This window comes from Enterobacter sp. BNK-22, from assembly GCF_048684805.1.
In the GTDB taxonomy this organism is placed as follows: Bacteria; Pseudomonadota; Gammaproteobacteria; order Enterobacterales; family Enterobacteriaceae; genus Enterobacter; species Enterobacter quasiroggenkampii.
Genome location: NZ_JBLQTT010000001.1, coordinates 2,137,611 through 2,151,853, shown reverse-complemented (window position 1 = coordinate 2,151,853; position 14,243 = coordinate 2,137,611). Strand labels below are relative to the sequence as shown.

The following is a 14,243-nucleotide window of genomic DNA, read 5'->3' as shown; positions in this document are numbered from 1 at the left end:
ATCGTCACTTATAGGCCAGAGTAATGGTGGCAACGGTGTTCGCCGGGCCGGGCGTGACCTCGTCGCTGATTTGCTGGTAGCGCACCTGGAAAGGGATATCCAGCGTCTGGTTGGCAACGGCCTCGCTGGAGGTCGTGACGTATTGATCGAAGGTGGCGATATCGTTGTCGAACAACATTCGCACCCCGACCCCGGTGGCCATTCCGGGCTGCTGAGTGAGTTTGATCACTCCAGCGTAGCCGGTCTCATAGCCGTTAGCGCTGGTGATTTTCACTTCAGGCTGCACCGTGGCGTTACAGTTGACCGTTACGTTAAACTCCTGCGCCGGCATGGAGAGCGTGCCGATGCCGATAAAATCGCTGACCGGAAAATCGCCTAGTACAACGGTGAGGTTTTTAGGGGAAACCGAACAGGTCACCTCCTGAATATTGACGTCGCCAGCGTAAGATACGGTGTTCGGAGAACCAATCCCGTCCATGCCATAAACGCCAATCCCAAACTTTGTCTGGTCAATTGAAAGCGTACCCGAGCTTACCGCATTGCTGGTTTTTATCAGTTCAAGGGTGACATCGAAGCTGAAGTTTCGCGCATCATCATTTGAGATGTAGCCAATGGGTGTACTGCGCGAATCGCAATAGACCCCACCCGCGCCCGTTATCCGCTGGCCTTTGTCGTTGACCAGCGCAATGCCAATCCCCTCCACGCCGGTACCGTACACGCCGGCGAGGCCCGGAATTTCGGTGCCGGTGCCGTAGTAGCAGGAGACAATTTCCTGACCGGCTTCATAGGCGTGGTCGCAGCTTCCCGCAACGTGAACGGTTTGTTCCGTTCCGGGAATACTTTCGCCCACGGGCAACGTGCTGGGTACCGATATGGTTGCCACGTTTAGCAACTTTGGCATATCGGGAGTCGTACATTCGGCCTTTGCATGGGGCATGAATAGCGCCGACAGGCCGAGCACGAATAAGAACACCAGTTGTTTTACAATCTGCATAAGGTCAACCTTTACGGTGAATCAATGACACTGCGCGGCAGCGTTAATGATGCTGTTTTTGTCTTTCTCATCCGTGAGGGCGTATTCAGCGACGCAATGTTCGCCGGCACCTTCACCCCACGAAACCGAGAGCGTGCCGCGCTGTGGCATGCCGGAGAGGTAGGTCTGGCCGCCGCTGCCCACGATAAATTCGCTGTCCTTATCGTCGGTGGTCACCGTTGCGCCAAAGGGCAGCGGTTTCCCGTTTTGCGTGAGCACCATCAATACCCGGTTCCCCACGCGGGTGTTAAAGCTGGCGCGCACCACCGCACCGCGGGTCGGGGTAACAACCTGCGCGGCGTGGGTAACGTCGGCGTCGTCCGGCAGCGTTTCGGTGTCCAGGGCAATCGTGTTATGGCGGTAGGCCGTGACGAACGGCACCACGGTATAGCCGCGGAAGTCGGTTTCAACGCCGGTCTGGTTGGCAATGTGCGTACCATGGGTGCCCGGCGCTTTGACCAGTGCAATTGTTTCGCCGAGCGGCTGGCTCAGCGTTATGCCGTTGGCGTGGGCGATAACGCCGCCCTGCACGCCGACGTTTACGCTCTGCTGATAGTTGTCCTGACTCACGCCGCCGCTGAGCTCGCCGTAGGTGCCTTTGTAGTCAGCGTTCATGCTGGTCGAGTTTCCGCTACCGGTGCGGCTTAGCCCCTCCTGGATGTTCCAGTTCAGGTTATCTTCGGCCAGCGCCGTGCCGTTAAGGCCAATGTTCTGCGTCGTGCCGTCTTTGGTATTGTTCAGGTTGTAGGTTGCCCAGGTGTTATGCATCCAGCGATCGAGCGGCACGGAGACGCTCAGTGAAAACTGGTTGTCGTTGGAGACGGAATTGCCGTTTTCATCGCTGGCGTCGGTATTCTTGTTCATGCTGTAGCTCAGGCTGTAGCTCACGCCGTGCCAGCTGTTGTTGTAGCTGACGCTCATTGAGGTCATGTCCTGGCTCTGGCTCCAGTAGGTCTCTTTGACCAGGCTCAGCGTCATTGAGCCCCAGCCTTCGGGCAGGGTTTGGTCGATGGTGGCTTCTTCACGCTCACGGCGCTGCTGCGGTGCCGACCAGTCATCCGAGCGGGTATAGGATTCCATGGTGTCTTCCAGCGTGTAGAACCCTTTGCTGTTGTAGCGATAGCCCGCCACGGAAAAATTCGTCCCCGATCCCGCAAAATCTTTGCTGTAGCGGAGGCGCGCAGACTGCCCTTTGCTGGACTGCTGTTTTTTCAGCAGCGCTTTTGCGCGGGTGACGTCGAGCGAGAAGGCGCCTAAATCTCCCATGTTTTTACCGACACCCACCGCCTGAGACTGATAATGGCTGCTCTGCTGCACGCCGCCGTAGGCGGTGAATCCGTAAGGTAAGCCGTAAATTGCGCTCCCCTGAGCAAACGGCGTTTTCTCGACGTCGCTGTCATACGAGCGGTAGCGGCCTGCGGTTACGCTGTAGCGCAGGTTTTTTTCACGCTGCAATACCGGCACCGACGCGTAGGGCACCACAAAGTGGCTTTCGCTTCCGTCGGTCTCTTTTACGGTCACCTGCAGATCGCCGCTGCTGCCGGTAGGGTAGAGATCGTTAATTTCAAACGCGCCGGGGGCAACGGTGTTCTGGTAAATGACATAGCCGTTCTGGCGAACCATCACCAGCGCGTTACTGTGCGCCGTTCCTCGAATAATCGGCGCATAGCCTTTTTCGCTGTCCGGCAGCATGTCGCTGTCGGAGTTAATCTGCACCCCGGTATAGGGCACGCTGTCGAACACATCGGCAGGCGAAGAGCTCTGGCCGACGGTTAGATCGCTTTTCATCGACACGATATCGCGCTGGGCATAGGTATAGACGGAGGAGAACTTCTGCTGTTCTTCCTTGCCCGTCGTGCTGCGATTCCAGGTGGAATAGTTGCGTACGCGCCAGGCCCCGACATTAAAGCCCGGGCGCAAATTGACGTACTGGCTGCTGTTATCCTCTTCGCCCTGCTGGCGAGCGTGGCTCTGGCTGGCGTTGGCGCTGTAGTTTAATAAGCCTGCGGTGATCCCTTCATCAAACTCTTTGGGATCGATATAGCCGCGTGGCACCTGGCCCAGCGCCGTTTGCGGTATGCTCAGGAGCAGCTGTTGATTCCGAACGTGGAACGAGGCCGATGCCGAAGGGATGGCGCTTAAGTCGGCACACGAGCCCTTTGCCATTAACTGCGGGTATTTTTGGGTTTTGATGCCCAGACTTTTTAACTCTTCGAGGCTAAAACAAGGCTGAAGCGAACTGTTGCCCCGGCTATCCTGCTGCAATGTAAACGTCACGTCACGGGTGTCGATTTTATTATTATCAATATAGATCGCGACCTGGTATTTCCCCGGCGCCTGTCCAGGCCCTTTTTCATATACGGAGAGATCCGTTTTGGTCTGCTGAGGGTTGTCAATATCCAGCAGTGCCGGGTTAAAATAATCATCAGCCCACGCGAACTGCGCAAAACACACGGCTGCCAGACCACATAGCAGGGTCAGCAGCGTGAATAATTGGCAGGTGAACGGCTTTTTATGGCTGTACATGATTATTTTAATGCGTTATCAGACATGAAATTAATGAACGGATTTTGTCCAGGTTTTGCTGATGCTGCCGTAATCCGTAATAATGGAATACGTCACAGTATCGCCACTCGTATTGGCTGGCAGGGTAATGTGCGTTCCGGTTTCAGGCACGGCCCAGGTGGCTTTCGTGATTTTATGACCATTCAACGCCACGCTCTGGAAATTCATATAGAAGGGGGTCGGATTATTAACGACCAGATCGTTACCTTCACGATGCCATTCCAGCTTATCCGCCATCTCTTCCGGCTTGCCCTTAACGGACGATGGACGGTAAAGCAATTTGATGCGCGTATTAATCGCAATTTGCAGCGTATTCACCCCCTCCACGTGCTTTGATGAGGGAATCGCTTTAATATTTAACCAGTACAGCGATTCGCGATCTTCCGGTAAATTTCCGCCGGTGCGAACGACGCGCAGTACGTTATCCTCTTTCGCATCAAGACGAAACAGGGGCGGTGTAATCAGGAATGGCGCAGCGGCATGATTTTTACTGTCGGTTTCAACCCAGGACTGCACCAGATAATCCGTTGTATCTGGATTTGAAATACCAAGAGATGACTCCTTTTTATCTCCCCGGTAGACCAGGCGGGTGCCATTAATAATGACTCCCGCATGAGCGGTCGCGGCTACCAGTAACAGAGTGCTCAGTAAATAACCATGGCGCATAAATATTTCTCAACATAAAGAAAAGATATTAGCTTTGACACAAAGCTAATATCTTCAGATTGAAAATATCAGTTATAAATAACGGTGAAGGTCGATACGGAGTTAGCAGGGCCAGCCGTAACGGCAGCCTGCGTCTGAATATATCGCGCTGCAAATTCCAGATCGTTAACCGTACTTCCTGCGTTGAGTGGATACGCGCGGGAAGGCGTATATAAGCTGACGGGTTGTTCAGATGAGTCAAGCAATTGAATGGCGACGCCGGTTGCGGCATTCGCATCCGCCGTTAATGCCAGCGTGGTGCTGTTATTCGCATCTGGCGTACCGCCAAAATTAATTGCTGCAGAGGTGACCGTCTCCGGACAATCTTTTAACTGAATATCAAATTTTGTTGGTGTGCTGGTGGAGCCTGCACCGGTGAATACCGTTTTAGAAACTTTGCCTAACTGGACGTTGAGTGGATCGCTTAATCCATTTACTACCTGACAGGCAGAATCAATAATTTCGCCGGTAAAGTTAATCTGCCCTTCACCGTTTGTTGCCGCAAAGGCGGATGCAGAACACCCTATCGTTGCAGCGATAAATAAACCTAAAGCAACCTTGTTCATAGTCAATCCTGGTGTGTTTCGGGTAAAAACGTTGCCTGGACGTTTTCACCGTGACCCTCAATAGTGTTCGGCGACTATTTAATCAAAAAAGATATGCTTTAGAATCTTCTATAGAAATCACAAATAATTGAAATAAAGCTTGTCTTTCGTTAACTGCTAAAAAATCAGCGGGTTGATTGTCTTCATAAAAAACTATCAGCCAGCGCTTCTTCAGGACTATAGTGTTCACAAGATGACGTAGTCAGGAGAAAAGACGTGGATTATCGCAAAATTATCAAAGAGGTAGGGCGGGGCAAAAATCATGCGCGCGACCTGGATTACGAAACGGCTAAGGTACTGTATACGCACATGCTGAATGGCGATGTGCCAGATCTGGAGATGGGCGGCATCCTGATCGCGCTGCGTATTAAAGGGGAAGGTGAAGCGGAGATGCGCGGTTTTTACGAGGCGATGCAGGCGCAAACGATGCGCTTAACGCCGCCAGTCGCAAAGCCGATGCCGATTGTCATCCCCAGCTATAACGGGGCGCGTAAACAGGCAAACCTGACGCCGCTGCTGGCGATTTTACTGCACAAGCTTGGATTCCCGGTTGTCGTTCACGGCGTAAGTGAAGATCCCACGCGCGTGTTGACGCAAACCATCTTTGAGCTGCTGGACATCAAGCCGACCCTTCATGCGGGTCAGGCGCAGGCGAAGCTTGACGGGCATCAGCCGGTCTATATTCCGGTTGGTGCGTTCTGCCCGCCGCTGGAAAAGCAGCTGGATATGCGCTGGCGTATGGGGGTGCGTAACAGCGCCCACACGCTGGCCAAACTGGCAACGCCGTTTGGCGAAGATGCCGCGCTGCGGCTTTCCAGCGTCTCTCATCCGGAGTACGTGACGCGAGTCGGCAAGTTCTTTGAAGAGGTTGGCGGGCGCGCTTTACTGATGCACGGCACCGAAGGGGAGGTGTATGCCAACCCGCAGCGCTGCCCGCAGATTGTGCACATTGATTCTGCCGGCGCGCGCGTCATTCTGGAGCGCGGGACGGATAATCGTGATGTGGCGTTGCCCGAAGCCAAAGATCCGCACACCACCGCCCACTGGATCACCCAGTGTCTGGCGGGCCAGGTCCCTGTTCCGCATGCCATTACGCAGCAGATGGCCTGCTGTCTGCTGGCGACGGGTGAGGTGGACTCGATAGAGGACGGTCTGGCGCGCGTGGCGCAGTCTTTTTAACTAAAAAAAAGCCCGTCCAGTGGCGGACGGGCAAGCAAGGGTAACAAACAACAGGGTCAATGAGGGTTGGAGCAGCTCACCAGAGGGTTTGGCGAGGGGACAGCATTCGTTCAGGCGATTATTTGTAGATAACCGCGGTACCGCTCAGCTTGTTATTGCCGTTAGCGGAGGTAATGGTGTATCCGCTTGCACCGGCAGCAGCCGCTTTCTCAGCCAGTTTGGCTTCCAGACCGTCCAGCGTGGTCGCGCCATCAGCACTTACCACACCGACTTTATTCATGTTCTGTGCCTGAGTTGAAGAGACTGGCTCTACGGCGAAAGCGCCGAAGGACAGGGCGGACAGGGCAACAGCAGCTACAGCATATTTGATGGTTTTCATAATTAATCTCTCGCAGGTGTTTCTGTTAAGGGGACGATGTTCCGTCGATGTGATAAGTATCACGGTTTTTTTCGAGGGATAAAATCGAAGAGAATTGACGTGGTTGCTCAAAAAAATTGAATGACAAATAACTTATTGAATATTAATAAATTCAAACTGGCGATTTACACTTCTTGTTGATGCGCTTTACAGAAGAAAGATGAAGGGCACATTTTGCTACGCGGTTCGCTAAAAATCGTGAGCGTAAAGGTAAGGGCCTGTGCGGTTAACTTAGGTAAAGGAAAGTCAACGTAACTGGCTGTCTTTCGAACCCCTGCGATTATATCCCGAATGTGATGAATTTTTCGAATCTTTATGCTGCTGGCAGGTAATGCAAAGCCTTACACCGGGGATGGCTTTTCGGCGCGCCTCGGGAATAGGGTCTCCACACTCTTCGCATTCAGTTAAGCTTTCGCCGCACGGAATTTCACCGCGAGCACGCGCTACCGCATCTTCAATTGTACTGTTGATCTGGTCGTTAACGGCATCATCATTTGCCCAGCCGGAAGCCATTATGCCCTCCTGATATTGGTTTCAGCCCTGCTTTTAATATGGGGTTAAAAAACGAACAGTCAAGGCGAGGGGGAAGAGAACTGCATCCGGTGGACAGATGCAGTCTGGGGAAAAAAAGCAGATTATTTATAAATGGTCGCTGTGCCGTACATATGGTTATCGCCGCCAGCGGAATTCACCACGAAGCCTTTTGCACCTTCCTGACGGGCTTTTTCGGCAAGTTTAGACTGGAGATCGTCAAGGTTGCTGGCACGGCTTACCGAGACGGTGCCCGCAGGCCGAAGCTGGCTGGTGTCGGTACTCGGGGTCAGCGACTGAACGGCCATCGCAGAGAATGACGCGGTCGCCAGGGCGGCAGCGATAACAGCAAGGGTCAGATACTTTTTCATAATCACATCCTCATGAGGAAACAACAGGTGATTCCCCTTAAGTTTAGAAGCCGGAGGAGTGTGACTTAGCGCAAATATTTGATGATGATCTGCTTATTTTTTGAACAACATCAGTTGACATTTCGCTGACAGATCATAGACATAAAGGTGTTTGATTTATGTCGAATTTTTAATCGATGCAGAGAAAGATTTACCGTTGGGCCAGCAAAGGGTATCTTACGCCGCTGTTTAAAGGAGAACGCCATGACTTCCCAAAAGCCGGGATTGCACCCACGAAATCGCCACCGCAGCCGCTACGACATGAATGCGTTATGCCTGAGCTGCCCGCCGCTGCAGGACTACATTGTCCAGACCCCCGCGGGTGAACCTTCGGTCAACTTTGCTGACCCCCAGGCGGTTAAAATGTTGAACAAAGCGCTGCTTGCACACTATTACGGTGTGGCGAACTGGGATATTCCCGAAGGCTTTCTCTGTCCACCTGTGCCGGGCCGCGCGGATTACGTGCATCACCTTGCCGACCTTCTTGCCGAAGGTAATGAGGGCGTTGTTCCAGAGCAGGCCACCATTCTGGATATTGGCACCGGGGCGAATCTGATTTACCCGCTGATCGGCGCGCATGAATACCACTGGCGCTTCACCGGAAGCGAAATCGGTGCCGAGGCCTTTGCCAGCGCCCAGGCGATTATCAGCGCGAACCCTGGGTTAAGCCGCGCCATTCGTCTGCGTCGTCAGAAAGAGGCGGCGTCGATCTTCAACGGTATCATTCACAAAAATGAAAGCTATGACGCCACGATGTGCAACCCGCCGTTCCATGATTCGGCGGCCGCGGCGCGTGCGGGCAGCGAGCGCAAGCGCCGCAACCTGGGTCAGGCGGAAGATGCCGCGCTGAACTTCGGCGGGCAGCAGCAGGAATTATGGTGTGAAGGCGGCGAAGTGGCGTTTATCCTGCGCATGATTGCGGAAAGCAAACAGTTTGGTCGTCAGGTGAAGTGGTTCACGACGCTGGTTTCCCGCGGAGATAACCTGCCGCCACTCTACCGCGCGCTCACCGAAGCGGGTGCCGTAAAAGTGGTGAAAAAAGAGATGGCGCAGGGCCAGAAGCAAAGCCGCTTTATCGCCTGGACGTTTATGGACAATAACAAACGTCGCAAATAGCACGCCGTCGTAGGCCGGGTAAGGCGAAGCCGCCACCCGGCAACGAGGCTACAGCGTTGGCTCCTGCGGTGGGAGCGGCGCTGCGGGCGGCGGTAGTACCTGATAGGTCTGGACCGGCATCCGCACGTTCGCCAGATCGAAGTGTTTTTTCACCATGCTGTCGAGCGCAAAACGCACCGTCCACTGCTTCAGGGGCTGGGTAGTGAACGACACGCGCAGGGTAAAGGCCGTGTTCGTCAGCCCGACAATGCCGGCAAATGACGGCTCGCCAATCACCAGTCCGCGAATATCCTCCATCTGCATCAGCTCTTCTACCGCATCGCGCAGGGCCTGCTTCGCTTTATCGGCATCCTCATGACGATCCACATCGTAGTTCGCCACCACGGAGCCAATGCCACGCACAAAGTTGGCGAAGGTAGTTATCGAGGACCAGGGAATGATGTGGTACGCCCCGGTGTCCTGGCGCACGCCCACCGAGCGAATCGACATCCTCTCAACGGTGCCGGTTAACGGCCCAATGGTCACCAGATCGCCCGTGTTCATCCCGTTCTCAAACTGGATAAAGATGCCGGTAATAATATCCTTCACCAGCGTTTGCGACCCGAAGGAGATCGCCAGCCCCAGAGCACCGGCACCGGCCAGAAGCGGGGCGATATTCACCCCGATTTCCGACAGCACAATCATAATGGTGATGGTACTGATAATGACCGCCAGCGCGTTGCGGAACAGGGTTAACAGCGTTCTTGCCCGCGCGCTGGGCAGGGGGCGGCCGTGGATATCCGACACCAGACGGTTCTCGATAAGGCTCGCCAGCAGCGTCCAGCCGACGGCAGAGAAGAACAAAATCAACGCGATGCGAATCAGGATGTCGACCGTTTTTTCACCCGCACCGTTGTGCAGCCAGTTCCAGAAATCAAACAGGCTCCACGCATTCAGGAGCAGCATAATCGCCACGCAGACGGTGAGGATGCGCGCCACCTTCAGCGATACCGACATCCAGCCGTTTACCCGTTTTTGCAGTTCCGGGTAATTACGCTGTACCTGCGGCGACAGGGTGATGGTTTTCGAAATCCAGCGCGACAGCAGCCCCGACACAAACGCCGCGATGCCGATAATGGCCAGGCTTTTGAACGTTGCCCCCATCATGAATTTCAGGCTATTGCCCGGGTCGAACAGCGAGAAGAAGCACAATACGATGAAGTAGGCGCTTGCCAGCCAGTGCCACACCAGGGCGAAAGCGCGGATAAACAGGCTAAAGAACGAAAGGGAGCGATCGGCCAGATTCAGCAGGCTTTGGGTAATGGTTTTTTTATTGTGGAAGATCAGATACAGCGACCAGACGGTAATGCAGATCATGATAATGACGTTTGCCAGCGCGCCAAACTGGACGTTCACCTGGTTGGAGATGATCGGCACGGCAACCAGCAGGCCGTAGCCAATCAGCCCGCTGAGCACGCTCAGGCGCAGCGCCCAGTACTTCGCCGTTTCATCCCGGATGGCGAAAGGACGCAGCGCCGGCACGTGGGGACAAAAGAGTAACCGCAGCAGCGCCTTGAAAAACTCAATCAGGGCAAAGGCATTCAGGAAAAGCGACTGCTGGAAGGCGATGGTTTTGTTGCCCGCGTTCAGCCTGTCGGCCAGCATCTGGCCTAAGAACAGCGTCAGCGCCAGCAGCAGTAAATCAATGATAAACGCTGAGGCTATCATCAACGGCAGGTGCAGCCAGCTGCTTTTCTGCTGATTCTTTCTGCGTCCCCATTGCCCCATTTTGCGGTACAGCGGCCACGCGCACAGGCGCACCAGCCAGTAAAAAAGGAAGACTGCACCGGCCAGCATCAGGAACTGCGTGGCGGCGGCGGTAAACGTTTGTGGGTTAAACGGCTTATGCGGTGAGCCAATCAGGTTGCGGTAGAGCTGAGCAAAGCGCGAGGAGAGCGCTTCCCCATAGTGTCGGCTCACGTCGGTGACATTTTCCAGCACCGTTTTTTGTTCCTCCACCTGGGGAGGGGTGATGACAGGCACCGGCTCCTGCGGCGGCGTGGCGGCCACTTTCCGCAGCTGGCTGATGAGTTCCTGCCGGGAGGTATCGTTCTCAAGGACGTCGGCGAGGGCGCTGTAGGCGGCTTTTTTCTGTTCGACATCGGGTTCAGGAGGGGGCGTACTTTGCTGACTGGCGGTTGTTCCGGTGGTCACGCCGGGGATCGCGACGGCGAACGATGGCGCACTAAACAGGCTAATCAACAACAACAGGATCCACGGCACGGCGTCCTCCGGTGAAAATGTCGAACAAAATGATAAGTATAGAAGTCGGGACGCGGAGGGGGATTTTTGGGAACAATCTGGCGTAAAAAAGCCGGGCAAGCCCGGCTTTAGCGTCAAGAGAGGGATCAGGAGACGTGCTGCAGGAACTCCTGCAGACGCGGGCTCGGCGGGTTCGCAATCAACTCCTGCGGGTTACCGTCTTCCGCAATACGGCCTTTATCAATAAAGATCAGGCGGGACGCCACTTTCTCAGCGAAGCCGATTTCGTGGGTCACGATAACCATCGTCATCCCTTCTTCCGCCAGATCCTGCATGACCTTCAGCACCTCGTGGCGCAGCTCCGGGTCGAGTGCGGACGTAGGCTCATCAAACAGCATCAGTTTCGGTTTGACCGCCAGCGCGCGGGCAATTGCCACGCGCTGCTGTTGACCACCGGACAGCTCAGAAGGGTAGTGGTGCGCGCGTTCAGCCAGGCCGACTTTCGCCAGCAGATCTTTGGCCAGCGCTTCTGCCGCCGCTTTGTTGGCGCCGCGCACGCGCAGGGGGCCAAACATCACGTTCTCCAGCGCCGTCAGGTGCGGGAACAGGTAGAACTGCTGGAACACCATGCCCGCTTCCTGACGAATCAGACGGTCATCTACTTTCGGGTCATTCACCTTCAGACCGTCGACGATCAGATCGCCGCTAGTGATCTCTTCCAGCTTGTTGATGCAGCGCAGCAGGGTCGACTTACCGGAACCGGATGGTCCGATAATGACCACCACTTCACCCTGCTGGATGTTCAGATCGATATTGTGCAGCACCTGGGTTGGGCCAAAGTGCTTGGAAACGTTTTTAAATTCAATCACAGGATTTTCATCCTTCTTTCAAGACGACGCAGAACGAAGCTCAGAACCAGAGTAATGATCAGGTAGACCACGGCCACCGCACTCCAGATTTCCAGCGCGCGGAAGTTGCCAGCAATGATCTCCTGCCCCTGACGGGTCAGTTCGGCCACGCCGATAACAATGAACAGCGACGTATCTTTAATGCTGATGATCCACTGGTTACCCAGCGGTGGCAGCATGCGACGCAGCGCCAGCGGCAGAATAACGTGGCGGATCGTTTCGCGACGCGAAAGGCCTAATGCAAGACCGGCTTCACTGAAACCTTTATGAATCGACAGCACCGCACCGCGGGTGATTTCCGCAATGTAGGCGCCTGAGTTGATCATAATGGTGACGACGGCTGCGCTGAACGGGTCAATGCGCAGGTCAGTGAACGCCATGGGCAGGGCGAAGTAAATGAACATGACCTGCACGACAATAGGGGTGCCGCGGATCACTTCGATGAAAACCAGTGCGATGTGGTTTGCAATCCAGCCACCGTAGGTACGGGCGAAACCGGCGACAAGACCGATAATCAACCCGCCAACCAGACCCAGGACCGAAATCCACAGGGTCATTTTAGCGCCTTCAAGCAAGAGTGGAATGGCAGGCCAGATGGCGCTCCAGTCAAACTGCATGATGTATTCCTGTATACCGTGGTGAAAAACGAAAAACGTAGGCCCGGTAAGCGGCAGCGCCACCGGGCGTTACAAACCTGAATTCAGGTGAAATTATTTAGGCTCGGTACCGAACCATTTTTTGTAGATTTCGTTATAGGTGCCGTTCTCTTTCAGCGTTTTCAGCGCGCCGTTAACTTTCGTGCGCAGGTCGTCGCTGCCTTTCGGGAACGCGATACCGTACTGCTGGGCTTCCAGAGACTCGCCAACGGCTTTGAACTTGCCGTTACCGGCTGTTTTGATGAAGTACAGGATGTTCGGCGTGTCGTGCAGAACAGCGTCAGCACGGTTGGTGCCGAGTTCCATGTACGCGTTGTCGATGTTCGGGAACTGACGCAGGTCTTTGGTTTTGATATTGGCTTTCGCGTAATCAACCGAACCGGTGCCGCTCTTCACTGCCACCACTTTGCCGTCGAGATCTTTCACGCTTTTTACGTCGTTATTATCGGCTTTGACCATCACCAGCAGGCCGCTTTTGTAGTAGCCATCAGAGAAGTCGATCGCTTTTTTACGTTCGTCGGTAATGGTGATACCCGCCAGCGCCAGATCAACGTTCTTGGTTTGCAGTGCCGGAATAATGCCGCTGAAGTCCATCGGCTTCAGGGTGTAATCCAGTTTGAGTTCTTTTGCGACGGCGGCCCACAGATCCACATCGAAACCAACGTATTTATCACCCTGTTTGAATTCAAACGGAACGAACGCCGTGTCGGTCGCCACAACCAGTTTGTCGGCAGCCTGAGAGGACACCGCAAAAGCCAGGGTAAGTGCAGCCAGTGAAACTTTTAATACAGACTTCATAGCATTTCCTTTTATATCCACGGGGCGATCCCCTGCGAGAACAGGTGGCACAATGAAAAAATCGTGCCAACTTTACAAGCTATTGTTTTGCAAAGGGGATGATGTCATGCATTGCACAATAAATGGGGCAATGAGGTCTTATTGCACCAAAGTGGAGCACTGTTTTGGTGCGCTTCGTTTGGCTCAACTGACGGGGAGATATTTAGCGTAAATTCTGACGAAAAAACAATCTTCCGTTAACGGTTGTGTGAGGTGATTATTACAATTTCTTCACTTTTGCACGTTCTCAGGCAAAAAACGTGCACCATAGATGTGCAAAACCCTCACCGAAGGGCGAGGGTTTGATAGTAAATTCGTATGAATTATTCGATGTTAGATTCGATGAACCACAGGAACTGATCCAGATCGCGGGAGGCAGCGGTGAAGATGTCTGCGGTATCTTCGTCTTTCGCTTCGCTAATCGCTTTGCGCACATCGTTCGCCACAATCGCATAGCGGTCCGCCAGCTCTTTCAGGTGATCCTGAACGGTATGGATATCCAGCGGATAGCTTTTCAGCGGGGTTTTGCTGTTGATCACCTGCGTGGTGCCCAGCGCCACGCCGCCTAACTGAACGGCACGTTCAGCCATCGTATCGAGGTGGGTAACCAGTGCTGTGCGGAAGCCATCCAGCATTTCATGAACGGCAATAAAGTTTGCACCGCGCATATTCCAGTGGGCCTGTTTGGTGATCAGCGAAAGATCGATGAACTGGATCACCTGGCGATTCAGCAACTCAATGGTCGCTTTTTTGTCGCTGTCCGATACATCGTTACGGGTATAAAGCAGATTAGACGCTTTCGTTTTCACCAGTTTAGCGGTACTCATAATCTCATATCCTCTTGATGTTTATGTCCCAGGTAATTACGGAACTAAGTATAGCACCGGATTTTTTCTCTGCGGTTTGGCTGTGCCTATCGGTTTAATAGCGAGAAGGAGGTTGAGAATTTAATTTATTGAAAGTATTAGATAATTTATAAATTGATACAGATCAATCTTAATTGCTGAATGGGGAAGTTAAGGCAGAGGAATATTTTGCT

At 53.9% G+C, this 14,243-nt stretch carries 14 protein-coding genes; 2 read left to right on the top strand and 12 right to left on the bottom strand.

Annotation, left to right across the window (positions count from 1 at the left end; translation table 11 throughout):
• Window positions 1-4 precede the first annotated feature (4 nt).
• The 4 genes from ACMGGE_RS10155 to ACMGGE_RS10140 all read right to left on the bottom strand — a co-directional run bounded on the left by ACMGGE_RS10155 (window position 5) and on the right by ACMGGE_RS10140 (window position 4,869).
• The gene (locus ACMGGE_RS10155; RefSeq protein WP_045909501.1) at window positions 5-994 is read right to left on the bottom strand and encodes a fimbrial protein; all 990 of its coding nucleotides are present in this window, start codon (window positions 992-994) and stop codon (window positions 5-7) included.
• Between the two features lie 21 nt (window positions 995-1,015).
• Window positions 1,016-3,559: a fimbria/pilus outer membrane usher protein gene (locus ACMGGE_RS10150; RefSeq protein ID WP_420293723.1), complete on the bottom strand. Its 2,544-nt coding sequence runs from the start codon at window positions 3,557-3,559 to the stop codon at window positions 1,016-1,018.
• Window positions 3,560-3,589: 30 nt separating this feature from the next.
• Window positions 3,590-4,264, bottom strand: coding sequence for a molecular chaperone (locus ACMGGE_RS10145; RefSeq protein ID WP_420293722.1), 675 nt, complete (start codon window positions 4,262-4,264; stop codon window positions 3,590-3,592).
• A 68-nt stretch (window positions 4,265-4,332) separates the two neighbouring features.
• Window positions 4,333-4,869: a fimbrial protein gene (locus ACMGGE_RS10140; RefSeq protein ID WP_045909503.1), complete on the bottom strand. Its 537-nt coding sequence runs from the start codon at window positions 4,867-4,869 to the stop codon at window positions 4,333-4,335.
• 255 nt (window positions 4,870-5,124) lie between these two features.
• Between ACMGGE_RS10140 and ybiB the strand changes: the two genes are divergently transcribed.
• On the top strand, window positions 5,125-6,087 hold the full coding sequence (gene ybiB, locus ACMGGE_RS10135) for a DNA-binding protein YbiB (protein ID WP_420293721.1): 963 nt from the start codon (window positions 5,125-5,127) through the stop codon (window positions 6,085-6,087).
• A 118-nt stretch (window positions 6,088-6,205) separates the two neighbouring features.
• On the opposite strand, the gene ybiJ is transcribed toward ybiB, so the two are convergent.
• The 3 genes from ybiJ to mcbA all read right to left on the bottom strand — a co-directional run bounded on the left by ybiJ (window position 6,206) and on the right by mcbA (window position 7,407).
• Window positions 6,206-6,466 carry a DUF1471 family protein YbiJ gene (ybiJ, locus tag ACMGGE_RS10130; protein ID WP_023310874.1) on the bottom strand — a complete coding sequence of 87 codons (261 nt, stop codon included), beginning with the start codon at window positions 6,464-6,466 and terminating at the stop codon, window positions 6,206-6,208.
• Window positions 6,467-6,751: 285 nt separating this feature from the next.
• Window positions 6,752-7,018, bottom strand: coding sequence for a DksA/TraR family C4-type zinc finger protein (locus tag ACMGGE_RS10125; RefSeq protein WP_420293720.1), 267 nt, complete (start codon window positions 7,016-7,018; stop codon window positions 6,752-6,754).
• A 122-nt stretch (window positions 7,019-7,140) separates the two neighbouring features.
• Entirely contained in the window at window positions 7,141-7,407 is a 267-nt protein-coding gene (gene mcbA, locus ACMGGE_RS10120; RefSeq protein WP_045909506.1) for a DUF1471 family periplasmic protein McbA, read from the bottom strand.
• Window positions 7,408-7,650: 243 nt separating this feature from the next.
• Here mcbA and rlmF point away from each other — a divergent pair, with 243 nt between their 5' ends.
• Window positions 7,651-8,562 (top strand): 23S rRNA (adenine(1618)-N(6))-methyltransferase RlmF, encoded by a 912-nt coding sequence (rlmF, locus tag ACMGGE_RS10115; RefSeq protein ID WP_045909507.1) that lies wholly within the window; start codon window positions 7,651-7,653, stop codon window positions 8,560-8,562.
• A 48-nt stretch (window positions 8,563-8,610) separates the two neighbouring features.
• Here rlmF and ybiO read toward each other — a convergent pair whose 3' ends face one another.
• From ybiO to dps, 5 genes are all read right to left on the bottom strand, one after another.
• On the bottom strand, window positions 8,611-10,824 hold the full coding sequence (gene ybiO, locus ACMGGE_RS10110) for a mechanosensitive channel protein (protein WP_048027019.1): 2,214 nt from the start codon (window positions 10,822-10,824) through the stop codon (window positions 8,611-8,613).
• A gap of 125 nt (window positions 10,825-10,949) precedes the next feature.
• On the bottom strand, window positions 10,950-11,672 hold the full coding sequence (glnQ, locus tag ACMGGE_RS10105) for a glutamine ABC transporter ATP-binding protein GlnQ (RefSeq protein WP_023292945.1): 723 nt from the start codon (window positions 11,670-11,672) through the stop codon (window positions 10,950-10,952).
• Window positions 11,669-12,328: a glutamine ABC transporter permease GlnP gene (gene glnP / locus ACMGGE_RS10100; RefSeq protein ID WP_003858462.1), complete on the bottom strand. Its 660-nt coding sequence runs from the start codon at window positions 12,326-12,328 to the stop codon at window positions 11,669-11,671. Before glnP ends, glnQ begins: the two co-directional genes overlap by 4 nt.
• 93 nt (window positions 12,329-12,421) lie before the next feature.
• Window positions 12,422-13,165: a glutamine ABC transporter substrate-binding protein GlnH gene (gene glnH, locus ACMGGE_RS10095; protein ID WP_023310880.1), complete on the bottom strand. Its 744-nt coding sequence runs from the start codon at window positions 13,163-13,165 to the stop codon at window positions 12,422-12,424.
• Between the two features lie 362 nt (window positions 13,166-13,527).
• Window positions 13,528-14,031, bottom strand: a complete 504-nt coding sequence (gene dps / locus ACMGGE_RS10090) for a DNA starvation/stationary phase protection protein Dps (protein ID WP_008501171.1) — start codon at window positions 14,029-14,031, stop codon at window positions 13,528-13,530.
• Between the last annotated feature and the right edge of the window lie 212 nt (window positions 14,032-14,243).